Origin of the sequence: Mucilaginibacter sp. SJ, from assembly GCF_028993635.1 — a bacterium.
In the GTDB taxonomy this organism is placed as follows: Bacteria; Bacteroidota; Bacteroidia; order Sphingobacteriales; family Sphingobacteriaceae; genus Mucilaginibacter.
The window spans coordinates 4,100,459-4,123,742 of record NZ_CP118631.1 but is presented as its reverse complement, the minus strand read 5'-3'; the positions used below and the strand labels follow the sequence as shown (position 1 = coordinate 4,123,742).

Sequence of the window (23,284 nt, the reverse complement as noted above, 5' to 3'; positions counted from 1 at the left end):
GCGGAGCTCGTTTCGGAACTAATATGACGTTTGCTGACTTCTGCGCTTTACGAACTCGTCGTTACGCAGACCTCCCAGGGTAAGTGTGTCCGCTTTCCGTTCATGTAGCCTCTGCATTTACGTTATAGTATCCTGTACAGTGTCGGGCTTTTGCTTCTTTTGCAGCATCACCCATACTATCCCGCCTGATATGCAGTTTCTGTTCGTAGGCTCGAACTTTTGCCGCTGGCTTCCTTCAGATTTGTGTTCACACACTTTCTCCTTGCCTTAAGCTAAGACTTCCCACTGTAATGCGTCTTCGGGACTTGCACCCTATAGATGACACACGTGCCTGGCACACAAAGAAAAGCGCCGGGCTTATCATCCGGCGCTTTTCTTTTCAACAATTATCGTAACTTAATCAGCTAATTCAAAAACTGCAAACTGCAAACTGCAAACTGCAAACTGCAAACTGCAAACTGCAAACTGCAAACTGCAAACTGCAAACTGCAAACTGCAAACTACCCGGTGATAACTGCAAACTGCAAACTGCAAACTGCAAACTGAACTACTGCAAACTGCAAACTGAACTACTGCAAACTGAACTACTGCAAACTGAACTACTGCCCCACCATAAACACAGCGTTACTAAACAAAAGCTTGCCATTTTCCCAGAAACTACGGAACAGCGGGTCATCAACCATATAAACAACCGAACCGCGGCCCATCGGCTGTACGCCAAGCAGCAAGCCGTTGTTGATCTTCTTTTTTGATTCTGCACCAACGAAGCCCGATACATAGCCATCCTTTTTTATGGTGCCCACATTCCAGCCGTCATCGCCCGAAAAAAGATCGTAGATATCGTCATTCAGCTTTAACGAATAGTAATAATCAGGCAGGCCAAAACCAAGCGGATGGGTATTATCAAGGTTCAGCTTATAAATTGCTCCCGGGATGGATTCGCTAAGGGCCAGGCGGTCACGATCTCCGTACAGCTTAACTGCTTTATCTTTTTCCTTTTCTTTATCCTTGTCTTCCTTTTTTTCTTCCTTCCTTTTAATAAGAAACCCTTTTTTATCAACCAGTAATGATACGGCATTATCCACCGCTATTAGCTTACCTCCGTCGCGGATCCAGTTTTGTAATTTCTCTGAAGGGAAATCCTCATAACGACCATCGGGACAAATCACAACATCAAACTCACCCAATTTAGTACGGCCTAAATCCTGATACCTTATTAAAGTAACCGGATATCCAATCTGCGCTTCAAACAAATGCCAAACCTCGCCCATTGCCTCCGAGTTAACGCCATCGCCGGCAATCAATGCTATTTTAGGCTGATGGATATACCTTACCGCATCCGAACCGATATCCGATCCTTTATCAACAAAGCCTGTTGAAATAGGGATGATCTCCTGATTAAGTGATGCAGCGGTTTGAGTAACCACCTGGTCAAAATCAGCAAGATCGTTGCCTGCACGGGTAACAATTAACGAACCTGCTGTAAATTGTTTTCCCCCTGCTTCAAAAGGTTTCTCGGCATAACGCACTTTAATCTTCTTTTTTAGCAAAGCAGCCAAAAACTTCACATCATTAACCGATTGCCATGCCGATACATAAGCGTAAGCATGTGTATTTACCAGAGGCTTAGGTTCGGCCACACTCCACTCGGTGCTGGCAGGCTTAAATGATTCTTTTAACCCATAGGCCTTTAAACCATAAGCGTATGGAAGCGACCATGCTGTAATATCATAAGTATTAGAGTCCGGGATAAAGGTTTTAGGCTCCAATAATACATGCAGCAATACCGCTTTTGGTTGATAGGCATTAACCACAAGGTCATTAGCGCCAACATTATACTGTTCTGTTTTTTGGGTAATATAGTTAAACCCGGTAACCGCCTTATTAGCTAAACCAAAACCAAACTGAATACCATTGCGGCCGAGCATTTTTGCCAGCGCGTTAATTTTATTGTTGTTATCGTTTTTAATAACATAGGTTTTGTATTCGCCCGGGGGATTGGCCCGGCTGTTGTCAAAAAACTTTTTATATTCATCCGAAAGCTTTTGGGTATTAAGCGAAGCGATCTCCAGCGTACTCAAACTTGTTGAATGGTGGTGGGCTACACGCTGTACCAGGGTAAGGGTATCGCCACTGCGGGTAACTACAGCCAAACCGGCACTAATGCCCCCCTGCTCATAGGTCATGCCAATAGAGCCATTATATAAAGGATAGGTATCGCCGTATGATGGGTACAACAGGTCAAACTCATATTTGGTAAAATACATCCAGCCGTTCTGATCAAAATACTTGGCGTTATTTTTACCAATGGTGATCTGGAACTGGCGCTGCCATGGGGTAATATCTTTATGGTATGGCTCGGCGGCAGGGGCAAAATAATACGGAGCATTATATCCCTGCTCATGGTAATCAACATGTACCTGCGGCAGCCATTGATTATACAAACCTACGCGCGCCTGGGTTTCTTTTTGCTGCTGCCATGCCCAGTCGCGGTTAAGGTCAAAGTAAAAATGGTTTACCCTGCCTCCGGGCCATGGCTCAACGTGTTCGCGCGATGTTGGGTTGGTATCAGGCGCAGCGCCAACTACAGAGTTATAAAAATTAACGTAACGGTCGCGCCCGTCGGGGTTTAAACATGGATCGATAACAACCACCATATTTTTAAGCCAGGCCTTGGTTGTACCATTCTCCGGATCAACGAGGTCAAACAAAGTCCACATAGCGGCTTCGCTTGAGGCCGGCTCGTTGCCGTGCACATTGTAGCTTAGCCAGGTAACAACAGGCATAGCAGTGCTGCCACTACCGCTTTCAATCCCGGCCAGTTTAAGGTTATTATGGCGGACCTCTTCCAGCCTGCCAATATTTTCATCAGAAGCGATGAACATCGCAAGTAAAGGCCGGCCCTCGTTGGTAGTACCAAACTGCTGTAGCTTTACATTTTTTGAAACCGACGCAACGTACCTAAAATATTCGGCGATACGATAATGAGGGGTAAAATGCTCACCCAGTTTATAACCCAGGAACTCCTGCGGCGATTGGATCTTTTGCGCAAAGGCCGAGCAAAAAAAACTTATAAATACAAAAAGGAGTAAATGTTTTTTTATCATAAATAAATAATAGATATAATAGGAGAAAAGAGATAAGCTAATATGCAGAAAAATATTGGCAAATTGTTAGATGTGCGAATTCAGCGGATGTGCAAATTTCAGATGTGCAGATATGCAAATGATAAAATACAATTACAGTTAGTTTAAGATAGAAAAAATCTACACATTTAAAATTTGCACATTTGAAATCCGCACATTTATAATCTGAAATCTGCACATTTGCATATCTGCAATCAACAAACATGACACCTATCCAGGCCCTTCAAAAATACTTTGGTTATAGTGCCTTCAGGCATGAGCAGGAGGCTATCATTCAAAATATACTCAAGGGACAGGATGTAATGGCGCTGATGCCTACCGGCGGCGGCAAATCATTGTGCTACCAGTTGCCTGCTGTGCTGCTCAACGGCTTAACCATTGTAATATCGCCGCTTATTGCGCTGATGAAAGACCAGGTAGATAGCCTGAACGTTAACGGCATCCCTGCGGCCTTCCTCAATTCGTCGTTAAATCCCGAGGAAACGAGGGTGCTGGTAAACCGGCTCCGAAACAATGAGATCAAACTACTTTACCTTGCCCCCGAACGTTTGTTCAGTGCCGAAAGCAAAGAAAATAAGGAGAACAAACTCATTCCTTTTTTAAAGACGCTGAAAGTAGCCCAGATAGCTATTGACGAGGCACATTGTATCTCCTCTTGGGGACATGATTTCAGGCCTGAGTATTTAATGCTTGCCGGGCTTAAGGAAGAGTTTCCGTCGGTGCCGGTTATTGCACTTACGGCTACAGCCGATAAGCTTACGCAAAAAGATATCCTTGAAAAGCTCAACCTTCATAAGCCGGCAATATTTGTATCCTCATTTAACAGGGCAAATATTACTTACCGCGTAGCGCCTAAAAAGAACAGCTTTAAACAGCTCATCGCCTTTTTAAATGAACATAAGGATGAGTCGGGGATTATTTATTGCCTATCCCGCAAATCTACCGAGGCTTTGGCCGAGGATTTAAAGGATGAAGGCTTTGCTGCAGAGGCCTACCACGCCGGATTAAGCAACGAAATAAAAGCCCGTAACCAGGAAGCATTTTTGCGCGATGATATCAAAATCATTGTCGCTACCATCGCCTTTGGTATGGGCATCAATAAATCAAACGTGCGCTATGTGGTACATGTTGATCTGCCAAAAAACATTGAGGGCTACTACCAGGAAACCGGCAGGGCAGGACGTGACGGGCTTCCATCGGAAGCATTGTTGCTTTACTCGCCCGGCGATGCAATGAAATTGCAGGCTTTTGCCAAAGTAGAAGGCAATGAGCAGCAAAGCCGCATCATGCTTAATAAGCTCAATGATATGGTTAAATATTGCCAGCTGCTCTCCTGTCGCCGGCAATACCTGATGAAATATTTTGATGAAGAATTTCCGGCCAAATGCGGCTCATGCGATGTTTGCCTTACCGAGTATAAACGTTTTGACGGCACATTGATCGCCCAAAAAGCTTTATCAGCCGTAGCCCGGTTAAATGAGCGCTTTGGAGCCAACTATGTGATTGATTTTTTAAGAGGGTCAAAAAGCGACAAGATCCGCGAGGAACATAAGCAGTTAAAAACCTACGGTATCGGCGCGGATATCAGCAAGGCCGACTGGCAGCACCACATCCGCGAACTGGTTACCATGGGCTATCTGCAAACCGCCGGCGATGAATACCCGGTATTAAAACTTACCTCACAAAGCGCAGCTGTATTAAAAGGCGGCCAAAAAGTTGAGTTTATCGAGATAGAAAAGGTAGAAGAAGTTCATCATGAAGAAAGTCTGCCTTATGAGATTCCGTTATTCAACCGGTTAAGGGAAGTCAGGCGGGGCATTGCCGAGAGTGAAAATGTACCGGCTTATGTCATCGTATCCGATGCTACTTTACTGGAAATGGCAACTTACCTGCCGCAAAGCCTTGATGAACTGCGCCTGATCTCGGGCTTTGGCGATGTAAAACTGGCACGTTACGGCCGGGAATTGCTGCAGCCGGTGAAAGCTTATTGTGTCGAAAAGGGCCTCGGCTCAAAAATAAAACATAAATCGCCTAAACGGGAGCGGAAGGCGAAATCGCCGGGGCAAACCAGCTCTTCTTCGCGAAGCAGTGATACTAAAGCCGAAACGTTTGACCTATATCGCTCCGGGAAAACCATTGCCGAAATAGCGGCCAAGCGCGGGTTCACCACAGCTACCATAGAAACACACCTGAGTTATTATGTACAAAACGGCGATCTGGATATTACCGAAATTGTTCCGCAGAAAAAGATAGCTGTTATTGCTGATGCTGTTGAAAGTTACGGAGCAGAAAAACTGTCACCATTGAAAGAGGTTTTAGGAGAGGATTACAGCTACGGCGAAATCAGGGCTGTGATAGACTGGATGAAGAGGTAGGAATAATTTTTGTTAAGTTTGAAAGAATAACCTTGCGCTCGTTTGCAACGAGCGCTTAAAATGGGCTTGCGTTTAAAACGCAAGCCTGGCGATACAATCGCCGAGCCAAGTTAAGCACTCGTTGCAAACGAGCGCAAGATAAAGTTTAAAACGCAAATCCGGCGATGCAATCGCCAAACCCACGTTAAGCAATCGTTACAAACGAGCGCAAGATATTGTACTTTTAATTTACGTTTGCCATTATAATACGCATGATCACAACAATTCAACTATACGATATATACGTCAAACACCCCGTAATTAGCACCGACACCCGGAAGATTGTGCCCGGCAGTCTGTTCTTCGCACTCAAAGGCGATAAATTTGACGCAAACACTTTTGCACAAAAAGCAGTGGAGGCCGGCGCAGCTTACGCGGTAATTGACAATGCCGAATACCAACTGGGCGAACAGTATTTATTGGTTGAGGATGTTTTAACAACCTTGCAGGATTTAGCTCGTCATCATCGCCGCCAGCTTGACATCCCGGTTATCGGACTTACCGGTACCAACGGCAAAACCACTACCAAAGAACTGATCAACGCCGTATTATCGCAGTATTTTAAAACCCAGGCCACCCAGGGCAATTTAAATAACCATATAGGAGTTCCGCTTACCATTTTAACCATTGACGCCACTCATGAAGTGGCCGTTATTGAAATGGGCGCCAATCACCAAAAAGAGATCGAGCTGCTTTGCAGTATTGCCCAACCATCGCATGGCTTAATTACCAATGTAGGTAAAGCGCATCTGGAAGGTTTTGGCGGAGTTGAAGGAGTGAAGAAGGGTAAAGGAGAATTGTATGATTATTTTGCCCCCCTGCCCCCTGAGGGGGGAGCAAGTAATGCAGGTGGCGTTGTTTTTGTAAACAGCGATGATACTGTTTTAATGGAGATGGCTGCTGCCCGTCGTTTACCTCACGTGGAGTATTACGGAACCGATGCTATTGATAATCTTATTAGTGGTGAACTGTTGGAAAATTCTCCGTTGCTCACTTTGGAGTGGACCAACAATAAAACCGGCGACAGCTATAAAGTAAAAACCCAGCTAACGGGTACTTATAACCTGCCTAATATTTTAGTGGCGATATGCATCGGCACCTATCTCGGTTTATCTGCAAATGAGATTAACGCCGGTATCGAGGGTTATCAGCCAAAAAACAACCGCTCGCAAATTGTGCAAACAGCTACCAATACCCTCATTTGCGATTATTACAATGCCAACCCAAGCAGCATGTTTGTCGCCATTGAAAACGTGGGCAAAATTGAAGCAAAAAGGAAAGTGCTTATTTTGGGCGATATGTTTGAAATGGGCCCGGAAGCAGCCGTTGAACATGCGTCCGTTATTAAAAAGGCTATGGATACTCCTGTTGATGAACGGATCTTTATCGGAAAGGATTTTTTAGGTGCTTCGCAGTCCGTGGACCATGGACCATGGACCATGGACAAGTTTTATGAAACTGCCGAAGATGCCATTGCTGCTTTGAAAGCACAGCCTATTACCAATTCAACTATCCTGATCAAAGGATCAAGAGGAATGGCTTTAGAGCGGTTGGTGGAATTGTTTTAAGTTTTCAAAGTAAAGACGCATTATATGCGTTTCCCATGAGAACGGGTAAGCAATCAATTTGCAGGTCCTGCATTCGGAAGACGCATATAATGCGTCTCTACATTTCCATATCAATCATTACTGAAGACTTACGAAGTTTTGAAAACTTCGTAAGTCTGGTTTCTATTCGGGAAACGCATGTGACGAGTCTCTACCAATTTGAACCAACTATTATTCCCTCCGCAAACTATCAACCGGATTAGCCAACGCGGCCTTAACCGATTGAAAACTGATAGTGATAAAAGCGATCAATACAGCAATCACAGCAGCTAATACAAAGGCTGTCCAGCTTATGACAACTCGGTAAGCAAATGCATCAAGCCAGTGGCTCATAGCCAGCCAGGCAATCGGGAAAGCCACAACGATAGCAATAAGCACCAGCTTAATAAAATCTTTTGCTAAGAGGGCAACAACATTTGTTACGGTAGCACCCAAAACTTTCCGCACACCAATTTCGCGGGTACGTACCTGAGCGGTGTAAGCTGCCAAACCAAGCAGGCCAAGGCAGGAGATTAAAATAGCTATCCCCGCAAAATAGTTAAACAATGTACCTTCCCGCTGTTCGCCCTGGTAAAGCTTGTTGAATATTTCATCCAGGAAAGTGTAACCAAACGGAAACTGCCCATTGTATTGTTTAAACTCTTTTTCGGCAGCTGCTATGGCTTTTGGCGCACCATCGCCGGTTGTTTTAATATACAGTGAAGCATACGTATCCGGGGCGTAGAAAAACACCATCGGCCCAATTTTTTCACGCATACTTGCAAAGTGAAAATCCTTTACCACACCTATGATAGTTCCTTCAGTTTTACGCAACCTGAAACGTTTGCCTATCGGGTCTTTCATACCTAACTCCTTAATTGCAGCCTCATTCAGGATATAATGAGCCGAATCACTCACCGAGCCATCAAAACCGCGACCTGTAGCCATTTTTATCTTGAAAAAAGAAATAAAATCTTTATCAATTCCCTGGGGATGTACAATAAACGTTTGACCGGCGGCTTTACCATCCCAATCGTTATCGCCGGAAATACCACCATTATTAACAATATTGCCGCTTGAACGCGTTACGGCTTCAACCCCCGGTTGTTTCAAAAGTTCGGCTTTAACAGCATCATAATGATCTTTCATATCGCGCATCCAAAAAGCAAACACATGACTTTTATCATAGCCTAAATTTTTAGACCGGATGTAATTAAGCTGGCTGGTGATCACAATGGTACTGATAATCAATACTACCGAAAAGGTAAACTGTACCACTACCAGGATTTTACGGAAAACCACATCGCCAATGCCATTGGATATTTTACCCTTAAGTGCTTTTAAAGGTTCAAAAGATGATAACAGCAATGCCGGATAAATACTGGACAATAAAAGTGTAGCAGTGATGGTACCCGCAATAACAAACCAGATATGATAGTTGGAAAGATTAAATACCAGTTGTTTACCCGCAATTTCATTAAATACAGGAATTATGTTATAAATTACCAACACCGCTAAAACCGACGAAAGGATAAACAGCAAAGCCGTTTCTACCACAAACTGCATAAACAATTGTGTTTTTGCCGCGCCGATGATCTTTCGCATGCTGATCTCCTTGGCGCGCAGCATGGCCCGCGCAGTTGAAAGGTTAACATAGTTGATGCAGGCAATCACTAATATAACTAAGGCGATAATAATAAAAATATGTACGGTACTAATCCCCCGGTCGGTACCATCTGCATTATAAAGATGCATTTTAGTTGCGGGCAGCAAGAGGTAATCGGCATCGGTATCTTCGGGCTTCCGTTTCAGGTGGACTTTATTCAAATCGGCCGATAGCTTTTTTAAAGAAGTACCCGGTTTCAACAACAAATAGGTTTCATAAGCGTAATTGCTGAAATCATGGTTCAGATCAACCTTATTGTTGGTAAACATATATTTGATATGATAGCTCATAGGCATGATCATATCATAATTAATGCTTGAGTTAAGCGGGAAATCATCAATAACGCCCGATACGGTAAAATTCTCTTTATTATCGGCCACAATAACTTTTCCTAAAGCATCTTCATTACCGAAATATTTTTTTGCTGTTCTTTTTGTAATCACTACCGAATTATCGCTGGTAAAAGGCTTTGCCTTGTTACCTTCAATAAGCGGAAAATCAAACACACTAAACAGGGAGGGATCAGCAAAGCCTACCGCCTGCTCGTTAAAAATTTTATCCTGGTATTTAAATAAGGAGAAAAACCAGTTATTAGTTATGCGCACCTGGTTTTGTACAGCGGGCAGTTCCTGTTTAGCCAGCGGCCCCATCGGTGCCACTGTAGTTTGCCAGATCTGCTTGCTGGCCCCTGTGCCACCAAAAAGCTCTACCCGGTAAATATTAGATGCGTTTTTATGAAAGCTATCAAAGCTAAATTCGTCCTGAACCCAAAGCAGGATCAGGATCCCAATGGCGAGGCCCGCAGTTAACCCGGCAATATTGATCACCGAATAAAATTTATTGCGGACAAGGTTCCGCCAGGCGGTTTTGATATAGTTTTTCAGCATAATAATATCGGCTTTATCAGGCAACACCTAATCAAAATGATGCCAATATTATAAATCTCTAACTATCAGTGATTTACAAAACTTCGCAATATACTATCGTGCGGATACGGACAGCGGGTGTTCATTTATGTTACGGGGATGATGCGGATTTGCTTTCACCTTTTCAACCTTCCAAAACCGGAGTTATGATATTATGGTTCACCAGGATCCGCATCAGCATCTCGACTGAGAAATCGCGGGTAATATCAATGCTGATATAATCCCTGTCGCCGGTCTTAACCTCGCAAGCATCCCTGTCAAAATACAATACCAATCCGCGCATGCTGCCCGAAAGGATAACGATCCGCTCGTTATTAATAAGCTTAAAGCTATTGCGCGTACGCTTAAAAAAGCTGCACAGGTTTTTAATATGCCGGTAGGTAAGTATTGAAATGATCATGCTGTCAGCTTTTAATAATGGTGGACAGGCGCTGCCTTATAATGATGTCTTTAACACCGGCAGGCAGCAAACTGTTTAATAAAACAAGCATCCGGTTTATCATACCGGGGATGATCTCTTTTTTTCCTTTCAGCAAGCCATCCACTGCTATACGTGCTACGTGCCCGGGCTCCATAATGGTTGCCTTTGATATACCTCTAAGCTTATTATTCATTACCAGCAACTCGGGTTTGGTGTTGATGCCTCCGGGGCTAAGCAGGCTGATCTTCACATTTGAGCCATGAAGTTCCAGCTGCAAACATTTGGTAAAATACCTGATAAATGATTTGGTAGCCCCGTAAACCTGCTTTTTAGGCACTACAAACAAGCCGCCTAAGCTCCCTACATTCAATATATAAGAGGTAGCTGAGACATCGGCCTGGGCCAGGAACAAGCGTGTAAGCAGTACAGGTGTAATCACGTTCAGTTCAATTTGCTTTTTATAAAACCCAATGTTCAGATCTTCAAACCACGACCAGTTACCTAAACCTGCATTATTGATGAGCAGGTGAGCGGTAATTTGCTCATCACTAAGGTAATTAAAAATAGCCGGGTAACTTTCGGCAAGGGTTAAATCAATTTCAAGATAATTTACTTTAACCTCAAAGTTTTTACGGATAAAAGATGCCAGTTCGGGCAGACCTGAAGCCGGCAATGAAACCAGTACCAGGTTTATGCGGCGCGATGCCAGTTCAATGGCAAATGATTTGCCTAAACCTTCGCTGGCCCCGGTTATAATGGCAGTTTGGTTGGTCATGTTCAGGCTTGTTTAAGATAGTTAATTGTTTTGTGCATCCCTTCGGTAAAAGGTGTTATCCGGTAACCCAATTGGGTTATGGCCTTATTGCTGCTGTATTTTTGATCGTATTTTAAACGTTCGGCAAACTCAGGTAAAAAGAAAGGGCGCAGCCCGGTAAGCTGTGATTTAAGCTTTTCAAAATGGCTGTAAAATTCAATAGCCTTTAACGGCAGATGAATGAGGCGATGTTGTTTACCGGATACCTCATGTATCGTATTAAAAAAATCGTTAAAGCTGATATCCTCTCCGCCTAAAATATAACGTTCGCCGCTGGTTCCATTATTCATAGCCGCCAAATGTCCATCAACCACGTCGGTTAAAAAAGCATAATTGGCTACCTGTTGGCCATTGCCGGGTATAAAGCGCCATTTGCCGCATAAATAGGCCGATACCATTTTACCTACTGTGTTACTCTCTGTAACAGGGCCTTCGCCATACACGCGTGACGGATTTACCGTAACGATGTGCATCCCCTGCTTTGCAAAATTTTGTACCTCAAGCTCGGCCAGGTATTTGGTACGCTCATAAGCAATAGGGAAGCCCGCAATCCGCGGATCGTTCTCGTTCATGGGGTGTTTAACAGTTGGGCCCCATACACCGCAGGTAGAGGTATAAACTATTTTTTGTACGCCGGCACTTGCCGCAACTTCCAGCACGTTACGGGTACCAACAACATTGGTTTCGTGGTAATCGTCGGGGTTGCGGCACCACATTTTGGCAATGGCGGCGGTATGATAAACCTGTTCGCAGCCCCGTATGGCCCTGCCCAGGCTCTGCCGGTACAGGATATTGCCGGTAACCGGTTCAATATTTTTATGCTTTATTAAATACGGGTGACCGGTATTGCGGCATAAGGCTTTAACATCATAACCTTGCATAGCCAGCGACAAGGTGAGCTGCCTGCCAATAAAACCTGTTGCCCCGGTTACTAAAACTTTCATACTGGTATTACAACCAATCATGAGTTTACCCCTACATATCGGAAAAGAAATTTTAAATCATTTTTTAACCTATAGTTTTAATGCGGTAAATATTTAAATTTGACTTATTAATATTATAAAGCCTTTACCCAATATGACCACATACCAGGATCCGTATAATACATTTGCAGGTTTTTCGCCCGAGGAGCTGAGCTTTTTACAGCACGCAACGCCCGATCTGAACGAAAATCAAAAAAAATACTTTTATATGGTTTACAGCAACAAGCGTAAAAACTCGCAGGATATTTTGTTGTTTACCTTACTTGGCTTTGTTTGTGTTGCCGGAATACAGCGTTTTGTTTTAGGGCAGATTGGTATGGGGATCCTTTACCTGCTAACGGGAGGTTTTTGTGGAATCGGTACTATTGTAGATCTGATCAACAATAAGTCGATAACTTTGGAGTATAATAAAAACATGGCTTATGAAAGCTACCAGATGGCTAAAATGAGCAGCTAAGGCTTTGGCTAATAATGGTCTTTCATTGAATGGATTTTTATACAGTCCTCCTCTTCTAACACTTCATAAACTATCCGATGTTCCTGGTTTATGCGCCGTGACCATAATCCTGTAAGATTATGTTTAAGCATTTCCGGTTTACCAATACCATTAAACGGGTCCTGACCGATGGCGTTAATTAGTTGCTGTATTTTATTTTGAATTGGTTTATTTCCTGATCGCTTCCAAAATTGAATATCCTTCTGAGATTCTTCAGAATAAACTACTTCCATAAATCGTCAGTTTTGATCGCCTTATATCTCCCGGCTTCAAAATCATCTTTGCTACGCTTTATCTTTTTTTCAAATTCCGGATCATATGTGGATTTCTCTTCCTCGAATTGAATCTTTAAAGCCTTCATGAAAGCTTTTAAAGCATCTGACTTTTCTTTATTTTCAGGATGTGCAATTAAAATTCCCATATATCAAATTTACTGTTTTATTTTTTTCTTTTACTTTAAGAACGATTTATTTAATAGATTAGCTTAACAGTATATATGAAATTATCCGCCTTAACCGCATACCTTGAAAGCCTCGCACCGCTCAACTATCAGGAAGATTATGATAATTCGGGCCTGATCGTCGGCAGTCCGGATCAGGAGGTGAGCCAGGCCTTGGTTTCGCTTGACTGTACTGAAGCCGTGGTTGATGAAGCCATCGCTACCGGCTGCCAGGTCATCATATCGCACCATCCCATAGTTTTTAAAGGATTAAAAAAATTCAACGGCAAAACCTATGTGGAGCGGGTGGTTGAAAAAGCCATACGTAAAGGCATTGCTATATACGCTATTCACACCAATTTGGATAGCATCATGACCGGTGTTAATGCCCGCATCTGCGAAACTTTAGGTTTAAAAAACAGCCGCATACTGCTGCCCAAACATAGCCTGATCAAAAAACTGGTTACCTACGTTCCGCTAAACCATGCCGACACCGTACGCGATGCTTTGTTTGCAGCAGGTGCAGGCAATATTGGTAATTACAGCGAGGTTAGTTTTAATGCAGAGGGAACAGGGACATTTAAAGGCAATGATGCCGCTAACCCTTATGTGGGCGAAGTTGGCAAACGCCACAAGGAAGATGAGATCCGCATTGAAACGGTATATCCGGCTAATTTGGAGAGCAAGATCCTGATGGCTTTGATCCTGGCCCATCCGTATGAAGAAGTTGCTTATGACCTTTACAATTTAACCAACCAGCACCAACAGGTTGGTTCGGGCATGATAGGCGAGTTGGAAATGCCGCTTAATGAGGAAAGTTTCCTGTTTCATGTAAAGGATAAGATGCGCACACATGTGATCCGCCATACTAAATTATTAGGCAAGCACGTTAAAAAAGTAGCTGTTTGCGGCGGCTCGGGAGGCTTTTTGCTGAAGCATGCCATAGCCGCAGGAGCCGACGTTTTTATTACGGCCGATTACAAGTATCATGAGTTTTTTGATGCCGAAGGAAAGATAGTTATCGCGGATATCGGACACTTTGAGAGTGAACAATTTACGCAGCAATTATTGTATGAAATAATTAGAAAAAAATTCCCTATCTTTGCCGTCCGTTTAACAGAAGTAAATACAAACCCCGTCAAATATTTTATTTAATGGAACAAACCGTAGAACAAAAGCTTAAAGCTTTATACGAGCTACAAACTATCCACACCAAGATTGACAGGATCCGCCAGGTAAGGGGCGAATTGCCAATGGAAGTTGCCGACCTTGAGGACGACGTTGCAGGCCTTGAAACCCGCATCCAAAAGATCAAAGGTGAACTTGACGATGTGGAAGATGACATAGTTACCCGTAAAAACCTGATCAAAGAAGCTCAGGCAAACATCAAAAAATACGAAGGCCAGCTTAACGAGGTTAAAAACAACCGCGAATATGATGCTATCTCAAAAGAAATTGAGATCCAGGGCTTAGATATACAGGTGAGTGAAAAGAAGATCCGTGAGTATGGTTTCGAAATCACCAACAAAACCCAGGTTTACGAAAAAGCATTGGCCGATCTGGAAGCCCGCCAGGCCGACCTTGACGCCAAGAAAGAAGAATTAGGCACTATTACTGCCGAAACTGAAAAAGAAGAAACCGAATTGAACGCCCAGGCTGCAAAAGCTACTCAAAACATCGAAGAGCGTTTGCTAACTGCTTATACCCGTTTACGTCAAAACGCTAAAAACGGCCTTGCAGTAGTTACCATTCAGCGTGATTCATGCTCTGGTTGCTTTAACCAGATCCCGCCTCAGCGCCAGTCAGACATTCGCCAGCGTAAAAAGATCATCGTTTGCGAGCATTGCGGACGGATCCTTGTTGACGAGCAAATGGCTTTGGAAGCTGAAGAAGCATAAGCAACCATTTATAAAGTTAAATATATCAAAGGCACCCAATGGGTGCCTTTTTTATTGCATTTATTTAGCCGATATTTATTCTATGCCTAAAACCAGGATAACCTACTTTATATTAACAATAGCAACCATTATCTTCGGCTTGCTATCCCGTCACTTTAAATTTATCCCTTTATTTATAGGCGATATTTTATGGGCTGCCATGGTTTACTTTATCATGCGGTTCCTGTTTATTAGCAAGCCCCTTATGTTTACTGTTGTAGCAGCATTGGCGTTTTGCTTCGCGATAGAGTTTAGCCAGCTTTACAAAGCGCCCTGGATAAATGACCTGAGGCATACCTGGTTTGGCAGGCTCGTTTTAGGCGAGGGCTTTTTATGGAGCGATTTGTTATGTTATGTTATTGGAGTAGGGATAGGGGTTATGGTTGAAAGGTGGCTACATAGAAATGTTAACGTTAGTTAAATTCTCAATTCCATTCATTTCTGAATTTGTCTTGAATAACCATCGCGTCTTCATTTAAAGCAACTACCCCTTTGTACTTCCTTGCATTAAAACCAGCAACCGAAGCATTCTTAAAAATCTTTTTTCAATAGCTTTAATCTCCTTTTTGGATGCTCCGTTTTTTAATGTCAATACCATCTCGTTATCTTTAAATTCAAAAATCCAATTTAAGCATAAACCACTCCCCCTCAAAACATACTTGTCTGTTTCCCTTTCCTTGGCACAAATAAGCTATAGTCATATTCCGGCATCTGCCTGTCGGCCATAAAGCGTTTACAAGCCATCCTGAACATCTGGTGAATAGATTCGGCTACCTTACCCTCACCACTCATCCGGCGACCGTAATCGCTGTCATTCAGCTTGCCGTCATGCGTCGAGCGGATCATGTTCAGTACCTTATCGGCGCGATCGGGAAAAGCCTTGTAGATCCAGTCGCTGAAAATTTCAGCTATACTACCGTTGAGCCTCACCATGGTAAAACCGGCGGCTAAAGCGCCTCTGTCAGCCGCGGCTTTGATGATATTAGGCACCTCATTACTGTTTAACCCGGGGATGATCGGTGCCGCCATTACCCTTACCGGGATGCCCTTTTCCGAAAGCTTTTGAACCACAGCCAAACGGCCTGTTGCAGTTACCGTACGTGGTTCCAGCTTTTGCCTCAGCTGCTCGTTAAGGGAGGTAATGGATATATTTACATGCACCAGGTTCAGCCTGGCCATATCTGTAAGCAAATCGATATCCCGCAGTATAACATTGTTTTTGGTGATGATACTTACCGGGTTCTTATACTTCCAAAAAACTTCCAGCAGTTTTTGCGTTATCCCAAGCTTACGTTCAATAGGCTGATAACAATCGGTATTGCCGGAGAGCATGATGCAAACCGGCTTGTAATTTTTTTTGTTGAAATATTGCTCAAGCAGCTGGGGGGCATTGGGTTTAATAATGATCTTTCGTTCAAAGTCAAGCCCGGCGCTAAAACCGTAATACTCATGGGTGTTACGGGCATAACAGTAAATGCAGCCATGTTCGCAACCCTGGTAGGGGTTTATGGAATACATATGGCTTAAATCGGGGCTATTTGATTCGCTTACTATTTTCTTTGGCGTTTCTTCAAAAAGCTGTGTGTTGGTATTTTCAAGCAAAGGCTCATCAATGCCCTCGATATGATCAAGTACATACTTGTTTTTCAGAAACTTATTGTGGGTATTTACCTGCGCCCCCCGTCCCTTAAAAAAATCCGGATTTTCCTCATGTGACATCGAACAAATTTGCTAATAAATTTAGCAAATTACAATTCAATCAGTTTATTTTTTATGCTGTATAAAACCAGTCCTACGCGGCTTTTGATCTGGAGTTTTTCAAAAAGCTGGTCGCGATAGCTATCAACGGTGCGTACGCTGATGTTCATGGTTTCGGCAATTTCCTTATAAGTAAGCTCGGTGCCGGTAAGGCGCAGGAATTCGATTTCGCGCGGGTTGAGCTTAATATTCTCTAATTTATTGTTAAAATTGGTGATCAGATGACGGGTTACAAACTCGGGGTAATAAAGCTCTCCCTGCGCAACTTTCAAAAGGGCGTCTTCAACTTCATGAGGCTCCGAATCTTTGAGCAGATAGCCTTTAACACCCATTTTTACCATGAGCAGCACCTTCTCGGCATCTTCAAACATGGATAATATAATGACCCTGACACCGGGATATTTAGCCCTGAGCACTTGCGCGGCTTCAACGCCATCCATAACAGGCATGCTGATATCCAGCAATATGATATCAGGAACTATGCCCTTGCTTATGGTATCAATTAGTTCCTGCCCGTTTGCGGCCTCAAATAGTATATTGTATCTTTTAAAATTGGTGACAAGAGCAGCCATACCGCTCCTGAAGAGTTTATGATCATCAACTAAGGCTATTTGAATGGGTTCCTTTAGCATAAATTTGTTGTACCAGGGGATTGAACGACAATTTTATCTGGCAACCCTTACCAGGCGAGCTGGCAATAATTACGTCCGCGCCTACTAAAGCTGCCCTGTTTTCAATGTTCCGCAATCCCGAACCGCCCTTATTATCAACCTTTTCGGTATTGAAACCAGCACCATCATCTTCGATGAGCAAATTAAACATTTGTGCAGTATAATACAAACCGATTTTAAGGTTAGCTGCCTTAGCGTATTTCAAAGTATTATTTATCGCTTCCTGGAAGATCCGGAATATCACCAGTTCGCGCTGCTCGCCTAAACTATATACATCACCTTCAACGGCAAAAATAACATTGATGATACCGCTGCGGGTTAAACGTTCGGTTTCGGTTTCGAGGGTTTTTATAAGCCCCTGTGAGCTGATATGCTCAAAGCTCATGCTTTTTGAAAGGTGCCTCAAATCATTAATGGTTTGCGAAACCAGTTCGCGGTTCTCATTTACACGGGCTTTTTTTTCATCATCAAGGCTATTGTTAAGCAGGCCCAGGTTCAATTTCACAAATGATAACACCTGGGTAATATTATCATGGATCTCGCGGCTTATATCGTTTAGTGTTTGCTCCTGGATCTCTATCTGCGTTTTAAGCATTTCCTGTTTAAATGAAGCTTTCAAATTTTCGCGTTCAAGCAGGTTTTTATTCTGTTTTTTTTGGTACATGAGCATAAAGCTAACCATGAACACCCCTAACAGAAGCAATAAAGCAGTACCCGCTATTATTATGAGGATAAATTGTTCTTCCTGAAAAAGCATATAAAGGAAAATGAAAATAGGCCGTATAGCATTAATGAGTTAAGATCTAACAATGTTATTGCTATCAGATAAAAATGATAATTGTTTTTATACACCATGAAGCTAAAACAAGAGTAATAAAATGTCATTGCCAAATAATAGAAAAAAATCCCCGTTATCGCCAAAAACGGGGGGTGTGATATTAATTCTATGTATTCGTCATTATCATCATTCAATAATCTATAGTAATAATCACAAACAAGCCAAAGGCCAAATATATTCTGTATAACTATCGCGATGGTTGCTCTATGCCAAAAACCCTGAATGAAAAATATATCAATAAGCGTTAACCCAATAATAACACCCGCTGCTATATATACATGTTTTTTTCGTTTTGCCCGATCATCAAATGACATGATGAACATTGTATAACAAATAAACTCCAGTATGTCATTGAAGTTATTACACCAAGCGTTGGTATGGTTAATAATAAGCAGTTGAAAAATAGCCGGATAATTATAAAATACCCCAAAAGCTAAAAAGGGTAAAAACCATTTAAAATTTTTGTCAAGCGACTTATATGTGAATATACAGCATATAAAAGCCGCCACAAACATTACATAATAAAGGGAATCAAGCATGAATGCTAAAATAATATATAATAGCATTCATGCAGCCTACAAATTTATCAGGATTGGCACGTTGGGGGGCAATCCTTGCTTGATTTTAAAGCAGCTAACCCACTTATCGCCAGGCTTGCCACATCATCACTCTGTATAGCATCTATATGCTGATCCACACCTTTCCCTGCCACTGTACCAACTATGGCAACCGATGTTTGATGCGGTGCATCTTTATGATCCGCATCATGCACTCCAAAATGTATCCTAACTCCAGTAGCTTCCGACGGCAGATTATTAATAAATTCCTTCAGTTTGTCTATCGGGAGCCATGTCGATTCCGTATCATTAACTTCATGATGTTTGTCAATAACCGCTTTTCGGGTTTGCTTGTAGCGGGCTACCATTTCCCTGGCTGTTTTTAAGTCAATAGGTTCCATATAATTTAGGGTGTCTTTAAATCAGGCCTAATCTAACTAATTATAATAAAACAACCTATCCGTTATTTCACTGTATTATATCCCGTTTAAACACGGTAAAAGTAACTGTCAACTTACAACACAATACACTATATCATACGTTAAAAAGTTATGCGCAAGTTTTTACAAAAACTGTTAACTAAGCCGGTTGCCCGGTTGGCCGACAGGCTCTCGTCACGACCAGATAAAAAACGGGTTAACAGATCACTGAACCGGTTATACAAAAGCCTGCTAACCGGGTCGGGTAAAAAAGGCCTTTTAATACCTTTCGATGCAGAAAAAGGTAAATTTATTATCTTTTCTGATCAACACAAGGGAGCGCGGGACGATATGGATATCTTCGCCCTTGCCGAAAAAAACTATCTTACAGCACTTGATTATTACCACGATCAGCAATTTTTCTACATCAATCTTGGCGATAGTGAGGAACTTTGGGAAAACCTGTTCATCACCATAAAAAAGCATAACAAAGTCACATTTGAAAGCGAGAAACGGTTCATACAACGTAAAGAATTCATGAAAATATTTGGCAACCATGATCTGTTTTGGGACAATGACCCTTTAGCGGCAGTTGGATTAAAGCAAATTTATGATGAAGTAATTAAGATCTATGAAGGAGCGGTATTGCAAACAACAGTTAATGATAAACCACTAAATATATTCATGACGCATGGCCACCAGGGCGATTTGCAAAGCGACGGCAACTGGTTCAGTAAATGGTTTGTATCCAATGTCTGGGCACCTTTCCAGGCATATCTGAAGGTAAATATAAATACCCCGGCAAATAATGACCTGCTCAAAACAGATCATAACCGCATTATGTATGAATGGAGCCAGAGGCAAAAAAACACGCTGCTGATAACCGGGCACACACATCAGCCGGTATTCAGGTCATTAACCCACCTCGAAAAACTGTATAACGATATCGCGAAAGCAAGGAAAGCCGGAGACGATAACCTGGCCGATGAACTAAATAAACAGATCTTTAACCGGCAAGTGAAGGGTGATGTGGCTCCCGATTTTAGCGCATGCGATCCAAGCTATTTCAACAGCGGCTGCTGTTGTTACGATGATGGCGATATCACAGGCATCGAAATCTCAGATGGCCACATCCGCCTCGTTAAATGGGAATACAACAAGCTAAATCAAAGTGAACGAATAGTATTGGAGGAATGTGGTTTGGAAGAGCTGTTTTGAGAGGAGAGAGGTGAAAGGATAAAGGTTAAAGGCGAAAGGAACAGCAATCAGATGGTGCAAAAATCAGATCAATCTCTAATCGAAAAATCGCACTTCAGAAAAAATCAGCGAAATCATCGTAATCAAAAAAATCAGCGGTCAGCCTTCCAGCATAAAAACAAAAAGCTCTTTAGGGCCATGGGCGCCTAATACCAGTGTTTTCTCAATGTCAGCGGTACGGCTTGGGCCGGTTACCGTGCTGATCATGGATGGCAGTTGGTTGCCATATTTGGTTTTGATGAGTTTAAAACCATCTTTCAAGTCCATAACCATTTGCGAAGTGTAAGCCAGCACAATATGCACCGATGGATAGATGCTTAACCTGCGGCCGGCCATGTTACCGTTTGAAAGCAAAATACTGCCGTTACGGGCAATCAAAGCCTCGCAAAGGGTAAACCCAACTTCGGCTTGTTCAAAATCTTTATCAGTTTCGTAGTGCGGGTATTCAAACTGGTTCAGGATCTCCTGCAACTTAGGTTCCCAGCAGTAAATTTTGTGCCATTTACGTTCTTCGGCAAGGGTAAGCAGGTTTTCAATAAATTGCAGCTCATCCTCACAAAAAACAAACTGGCCTGCTACGTTGGTAAACTGTTCGGCGAAGACTACCTCGGGCATTTCATCCGTTGCAGGATAAAGGGGCTGGTCTTCCAGTTGAGGGTATGGATTATCCCTTTTCTCCAAAAGTGCTTTCCTGATTTTTTTAAGCAGTTTTTCTTTTGATGTAGTGATATCCCTCATAACTAAAAAAGCAAAGCCACCAGCTTTGCCGGTGGCTTTGTGTTATAATTTAAAAATTAAAGTTTCGGATCTTCGCTCTCTATTCTTGAAAGTTCAGGATTAGTCAGCGAGTCGGGAATAGCATTGTTATCCACATCCGGATTTAACGCGGCTTCGCCGTTTACAAACTTATCATAAGTTGTACGTTCGTCAAACGGACGCTTACCCAGGATCTCTTCCAGATCACTTTGGAACAACACTTCTTTTTCAAGTAACTTCTGAGCTATCTTTTCAAGGCCATCACGTTTAGCATTCAGCAAGTCTTTGGTTTTTTGATAAACCACATCGACCAGCTTTCGTACTTCAGCGTCAATCATTTCGGCCGTAGTATCTGAGTATGGTTTGTTAAACTGGTACTCGCCCTGCGGATCATAGAATGATACGTTACCAACGCTATCGTTCATGCCATAAATCTTGGTCATGGCATAAGCAAGTTTGGTGATACGCTCCAAATCGCTCAGTGCACCGGTAGAAATTTTACCGAAAACGATATCTTCGGCAACACGGCCCCCCATTGATACGCTCATTTCGTCAAGCAATTGCTCGGTAGTATACAAAAACTGCTCTTTTGGCAGATATTGCGCATAACCTAAGGCAGCAACACCACGAGGGACAATTGATACTTTAACCAATGGATCGGCATGTTCCAGGAACCAGCCAGCAATAGCGTGGCCCGCTTCGTGGTAAGCAACAATGCGTTTTTCTTCCGGGGAGATGATCTTGTTTTTCTTCTCTAAACCACCGATAACACGGTCAATGGCATCCTGGAAATCGGTCATATCAACCGACTCTTTGTTTTTACGGGCGGCAATCAGCGCAGCCTCATTACAAACGTTGGCTATTTCGGCACCGGCAAAACCAGGGGTTTGGGCCGATAATTTTTTGGCATCAACACCATCAGATAATTTGATAGGTTTCAGGTGAACTTTGAAAATCTGCTCACGACCAATCAAATCCGGTTTATCGATAGACACCTGCCTGTCGAAACGTCCCGGACGCAATAAAGCTGAATCCAGTACATCAGGGCGGTTAGTAGCAGCCAGGATGATAATACCCGAATCGGTACCGAAACCATCCATCTCAACCAGTAATTGGTTCAGGGTGTTTTCGCGCTCATCATTACCGCCTACGATATTGTTTTTACCACGGGCACGACCGATAGCATCGATCTCATCGATAAAGATGATACATGGCGCTTTATCTTTTGCCTGGCGGAACAAGTCACGTACCCGTGAAGCACCCACACCAACAAACATCTCCACAAAGTCAGAGCCCGAAAGTGAGAAGAAAGGTACTTGCGCTTCGCCAGCAACAGCTTTGGCTAACAAGGTTTTACCGGTACCCGGCGAACCTACCAACAGCGCTCCTTTAGGAATTTTACCACCCAGATTAGTATATTTCTTAGGATTTTTAAGGAAATCCACAATCTCCATTACTTCCTGTTTGGCTTCTTCCAAACCGGCAACGTCATTAAATGTAACGGTTACCTGGGCCTCTTTATCAAACAGGGTAGCTTTTGACTTACCGATGTTAAAGATCTGGCCGCCCGGGCCGCCGCCCGAACCACCGCTCATGCGGCGCATAATAAAGATCCATACACCGGCAAATAATATCACCATGATAACGCCTTGTACCAGCCAGTTTGATAACAGGCTTTCATGTCCCTGTTCAAATTGCAATGATACTTTTTGATCATCAGGTACATCTTTTTGAGCATCGGCAATTGACTTTTTCAGGCTCTCATATGATGCATCTGTAAAAGTAAACTGCGGACCGCTGCTGGTACTTGTATTAAAAAAGTTTTTTTCTTTAGAGGTGTTATTAACAAAATATGGTTTTGACAAACTTTGCTGCTTAATATAAACATCGGCCATTACCAGGTCGCCGCTTTTATAAGCTACAATTTTTTGAACATCATTTGTACGAAGCATGTTTGCCTCAAATTCCTGGAAAGTAACCGGTTTGCCCGATCCGCCGTTTAACAAGGCCGGAATCAATAAAAAGGCCAAAATAACAATACCATATAGCCACATGATATTGAATTTGGGCGGTTTTGGTGAGGGCTTCTTGTTCACAATTTTACGGATAGGTCTTGGATTTTCTGATTTAGAATCTTTAATATCTTTCATTTCTTTTTACGAGCTCAAACTTACAATCTATAATTTAAATTTTACGCGGT

20 protein-coding genes are annotated in these 23,284 nt (G+C 42.8%); 7 read left to right on the top strand and 13 right to left on the bottom strand.

Annotated features, from left to right (window positions below; translation table 11 throughout):
• Positions 1 to 599: 599 nt before the first annotated feature.
• Positions 600 to 3,107, bottom strand: a complete 2,508-nt coding sequence (locus MusilaSJ_RS16815) for a M14 metallopeptidase family protein (protein ID WP_274986067.1) — start codon at positions 3,105 to 3,107, stop codon at positions 600 to 602.
• A gap of 242 nt (positions 3,108 to 3,349) precedes the next feature.
• Here MusilaSJ_RS16815 and recQ point away from each other — a divergent pair, with 242 nt between their 5' ends.
• A complete protein-coding gene (recQ, locus tag MusilaSJ_RS16810) occupies positions 3,350 to 5,521 on the top strand; it encodes a DNA helicase RecQ (protein ID WP_274986066.1) in 2,172 nt (723 codons plus the stop codon).
• Positions 5,522 to 5,772: 251 nt separating this feature from the next.
• Positions 5,773 to 7,128 (top strand): UDP-N-acetylmuramoyl-tripeptide--D-alanyl-D-alanine ligase, encoded by a 1,356-nt coding sequence (locus MusilaSJ_RS16805; protein WP_274986065.1) that lies wholly within the window; start codon positions 5,773 to 5,775, stop codon positions 7,126 to 7,128.
• A gap of 210 nt (positions 7,129 to 7,338) precedes the next feature.
• On the opposite strand, the gene MusilaSJ_RS16800 is transcribed toward MusilaSJ_RS16805, so the two are convergent.
• The 4 genes from MusilaSJ_RS16800 to MusilaSJ_RS16785 form a co-directional block, all read right to left on the bottom strand.
• Complete coding sequence (locus MusilaSJ_RS16800) at positions 7,339 to 9,699, bottom strand: ABC transporter permease (RefSeq protein ID WP_274986064.1); 2,361 nt, start codon at positions 9,697 to 9,699, stop codon at positions 7,339 to 7,341.
• 163 nt (positions 9,700 to 9,862) lie between these two features.
• Positions 9,863 to 10,138 carry a hypothetical protein gene (locus tag MusilaSJ_RS16795; RefSeq protein WP_274986063.1) on the bottom strand — a complete coding sequence of 92 codons (276 nt, stop codon included), beginning with the start codon at positions 10,136 to 10,138 and terminating at the stop codon, positions 9,863 to 9,865.
• A gap of 4 nt (positions 10,139 to 10,142) precedes the next feature.
• Complete coding sequence (locus MusilaSJ_RS16790) at positions 10,143 to 10,934, bottom strand: SDR family NAD(P)-dependent oxidoreductase (protein ID WP_274986062.1); 792 nt, start codon at positions 10,932 to 10,934, stop codon at positions 10,143 to 10,145.
• Between the two features lie 2 nt (positions 10,935 to 10,936).
• Complete coding sequence (locus MusilaSJ_RS16785) at positions 10,937 to 11,917, bottom strand: NAD-dependent epimerase/dehydratase family protein (RefSeq protein ID WP_274986061.1); 981 nt, start codon at positions 11,915 to 11,917, stop codon at positions 10,937 to 10,939.
• Positions 11,918 to 12,050: 133 nt separating this feature from the next.
• On the opposite strand from MusilaSJ_RS16785, the gene MusilaSJ_RS16780 reads away from it, so the two are divergent.
• Positions 12,051 to 12,413, top strand: coding sequence for a TM2 domain-containing protein (locus tag MusilaSJ_RS16780; protein ID WP_274986060.1), 363 nt, complete (start codon positions 12,051 to 12,053; stop codon positions 12,411 to 12,413).
• A gap of 8 nt (positions 12,414 to 12,421) precedes the next feature.
• Here the strand turns inward: MusilaSJ_RS16780 and MusilaSJ_RS16775 are convergent, their stop codons facing one another.
• Positions 12,422 to 12,685: a Txe/YoeB family addiction module toxin gene (locus MusilaSJ_RS16775; RefSeq protein WP_274986059.1), complete on the bottom strand. Its 264-nt coding sequence runs from the start codon at positions 12,683 to 12,685 to the stop codon at positions 12,422 to 12,424.
• Positions 12,676 to 12,873: a DUF2683 family protein gene (locus MusilaSJ_RS16770; RefSeq protein WP_274986058.1), complete on the bottom strand. Its 198-nt coding sequence runs from the start codon at positions 12,871 to 12,873 to the stop codon at positions 12,676 to 12,678. The genes MusilaSJ_RS16775 and MusilaSJ_RS16770 overlap by 10 nt, the downstream gene beginning before the upstream one ends.
• A 75-nt stretch (positions 12,874 to 12,948) precedes the next feature.
• On the opposite strand from MusilaSJ_RS16770, the gene MusilaSJ_RS16765 reads away from it, so the two are divergent.
• The 3 genes from MusilaSJ_RS16765 (at position 12,949) to MusilaSJ_RS16755 (ending at position 15,249) form a co-directional block, all read left to right on the top strand.
• The gene (locus tag MusilaSJ_RS16765; RefSeq protein ID WP_274986057.1) at positions 12,949 to 14,046 is read left to right on the top strand and encodes a Nif3-like dinuclear metal center hexameric protein; all 1,098 of its coding nucleotides are present in this window, start codon (positions 12,949 to 12,951) and stop codon (positions 14,044 to 14,046) included.
• Complete coding sequence (locus tag MusilaSJ_RS16760; RefSeq protein WP_243484745.1) at positions 14,046 to 14,789, top strand: zinc ribbon domain-containing protein; 744 nt, start codon at positions 14,046 to 14,048, stop codon at positions 14,787 to 14,789. The genes MusilaSJ_RS16765 and MusilaSJ_RS16760 overlap by 1 nt, the downstream gene beginning before the upstream one ends.
• Before the next feature lie 82 nt (positions 14,790 to 14,871).
• Positions 14,872 to 15,249: a ribosomal maturation YjgA family protein gene (locus tag MusilaSJ_RS16755; protein ID WP_274986056.1), complete on the top strand. Its 378-nt coding sequence runs from the start codon at positions 14,872 to 14,874 to the stop codon at positions 15,247 to 15,249.
• 227 nt (positions 15,250 to 15,476) lie between these two features.
• Here MusilaSJ_RS16755 and MusilaSJ_RS16750 read toward each other — a convergent pair whose 3' ends face one another.
• From MusilaSJ_RS16750 to MusilaSJ_RS16735, 4 genes are all read right to left on the bottom strand, one after another.
• Positions 15,477 to 16,547, bottom strand: coding sequence for a PA0069 family radical SAM protein (locus MusilaSJ_RS16750; protein WP_274986055.1), 1,071 nt, complete (start codon positions 16,545 to 16,547; stop codon positions 15,477 to 15,479).
• A 29-nt stretch (positions 16,548 to 16,576) separates the two neighbouring features.
• Positions 16,577 to 17,158: a response regulator gene (locus tag MusilaSJ_RS16745; protein ID WP_274986054.1), complete on the bottom strand. Its 582-nt coding sequence runs from the start codon at positions 17,156 to 17,158 to the stop codon at positions 16,577 to 16,579.
• A 25-nt stretch (positions 17,159 to 17,183) separates the two neighbouring features.
• On the bottom strand, positions 17,184 to 18,014 hold the full coding sequence (locus MusilaSJ_RS16740; RefSeq protein WP_274986053.1) for a sensor histidine kinase: 831 nt from the start codon (positions 18,012 to 18,014) through the stop codon (positions 17,184 to 17,186).
• Between the two features lie 667 nt (positions 18,015 to 18,681).
• Positions 18,682 to 19,053: a hypothetical protein gene (locus MusilaSJ_RS16735; protein ID WP_274986052.1), complete on the bottom strand. Its 372-nt coding sequence runs from the start codon at positions 19,051 to 19,053 to the stop codon at positions 18,682 to 18,684.
• A gap of 150 nt (positions 19,054 to 19,203) precedes the next feature.
• Here MusilaSJ_RS16735 and MusilaSJ_RS16730 point away from each other — a divergent pair, with 150 nt between their 5' ends.
• Positions 19,204 to 20,289, top strand: a complete 1,086-nt coding sequence (locus tag MusilaSJ_RS16730) for a metallophosphoesterase (protein ID WP_274986051.1) — start codon at positions 19,204 to 19,206, stop codon at positions 20,287 to 20,289.
• Between the two features lie 138 nt (positions 20,290 to 20,427).
• On the opposite strand, the gene MusilaSJ_RS16725 is transcribed toward MusilaSJ_RS16730, so the two are convergent.
• Both MusilaSJ_RS16725 and ftsH read right to left on the bottom strand, forming a co-directional pair.
• Positions 20,428 to 21,066 carry a LutC/YkgG family protein gene (locus tag MusilaSJ_RS16725; RefSeq protein WP_091167171.1) on the bottom strand — a complete coding sequence of 213 codons (639 nt, stop codon included), beginning with the start codon at positions 21,064 to 21,066 and terminating at the stop codon, positions 20,428 to 20,430.
• A 56-nt stretch (positions 21,067 to 21,122) separates the two neighbouring features.
• Positions 21,123 to 23,234 carry an ATP-dependent zinc metalloprotease FtsH gene (gene ftsH / locus MusilaSJ_RS16720; protein WP_274986050.1) on the bottom strand — a complete coding sequence of 704 codons (2,112 nt, stop codon included), beginning with the start codon at positions 23,232 to 23,234 and terminating at the stop codon, positions 21,123 to 21,125.
• Positions 23,235 to 23,284 lie beyond the last annotated feature (50 nt).

Coding starts and splice junctions, on each gene's coding strand:
- MusilaSJ_RS16815 (WP_274986067.1), bottom strand. CDS start 3,107: ATGATAAAAAAACATTTACTCCTTTTTGTATTTATAAGTTTTTTTTGC.
- recQ (WP_274986066.1), top strand. CDS start 3,350: ATGACACCTATCCAGGCCCTTCAAAAATACTTTGGTTATAGTGCCTTC.
- MusilaSJ_RS16805 (WP_274986065.1), top strand. CDS start 5,773: ATGATCACAACAATTCAACTATACGATATATACGTCAAACACCCCGTA.
- MusilaSJ_RS16800 (WP_274986064.1), bottom strand. CDS start 9,699: ATGCTGAAAAACTATATCAAAACCGCCTGGCGGAACCTTGTCCGCAAT.
- MusilaSJ_RS16795 (WP_274986063.1), bottom strand. CDS start 10,138: ATGATCATTTCAATACTTACCTACCGGCATATTAAAAACCTGTGCAGC.
- MusilaSJ_RS16790 (WP_274986062.1), bottom strand. CDS start 10,934: ATGACCAACCAAACTGCCATTATAACCGGGGCCAGCGAAGGTTTAGGC.
- MusilaSJ_RS16785 (WP_274986061.1), bottom strand. CDS start 11,917: ATGAAAGTTTTAGTAACCGGGGCAACAGGTTTTATTGGCAGGCAGCTC.
- MusilaSJ_RS16780 (WP_274986060.1), top strand. CDS start 12,051: ATGACCACATACCAGGATCCGTATAATACATTTGCAGGTTTTTCGCCC.
- MusilaSJ_RS16775 (WP_274986059.1), bottom strand. CDS start 12,685: ATGGAAGTAGTTTATTCTGAAGAATCTCAGAAGGATATTCAATTTTGG.
- MusilaSJ_RS16770 (WP_274986058.1), bottom strand. CDS start 12,873: ATGGGAATTTTAATTGCACATCCTGAAAATAAAGAAAAGTCAGATGCT.
- MusilaSJ_RS16765 (WP_274986057.1), top strand. CDS start 12,949: ATGAAATTATCCGCCTTAACCGCATACCTTGAAAGCCTCGCACCGCTC.
- MusilaSJ_RS16760 (WP_243484745.1), top strand. CDS start 14,046: ATGGAACAAACCGTAGAACAAAAGCTTAAAGCTTTATACGAGCTACAA.
- MusilaSJ_RS16755 (WP_274986056.1), top strand. CDS start 14,872: ATGCCTAAAACCAGGATAACCTACTTTATATTAACAATAGCAACCATT.
- MusilaSJ_RS16750 (WP_274986055.1), bottom strand. CDS start 16,547: ATGTCACATGAGGAAAATCCGGATTTTTTTAAGGGACGGGGGGCGCAG.
- MusilaSJ_RS16745 (WP_274986054.1), bottom strand. CDS start 17,158: ATGGCTGCTCTTGTCACCAATTTTAAAAGATACAATATACTATTTGAG.
- MusilaSJ_RS16740 (WP_274986053.1), bottom strand. CDS start 18,014: ATGCTTTTTCAGGAAGAACAATTTATCCTCATAATAATAGCGGGTACT.
- MusilaSJ_RS16735 (WP_274986052.1), bottom strand. CDS start 19,053: ATGGAACCTATTGACTTAAAAACAGCCAGGGAAATGGTAGCCCGCTAC.
- MusilaSJ_RS16730 (WP_274986051.1), top strand. CDS start 19,204: ATGCGCAAGTTTTTACAAAAACTGTTAACTAAGCCGGTTGCCCGGTTG.
- MusilaSJ_RS16725 (WP_091167171.1), bottom strand. CDS start 21,066: ATGAGGGATATCACTACATCAAAAGAAAAACTGCTTAAAAAAATCAGG.
- ftsH (WP_274986050.1), bottom strand. CDS start 23,234: ATGAAAGATATTAAAGATTCTAAATCAGAAAATCCAAGACCTATCCGT.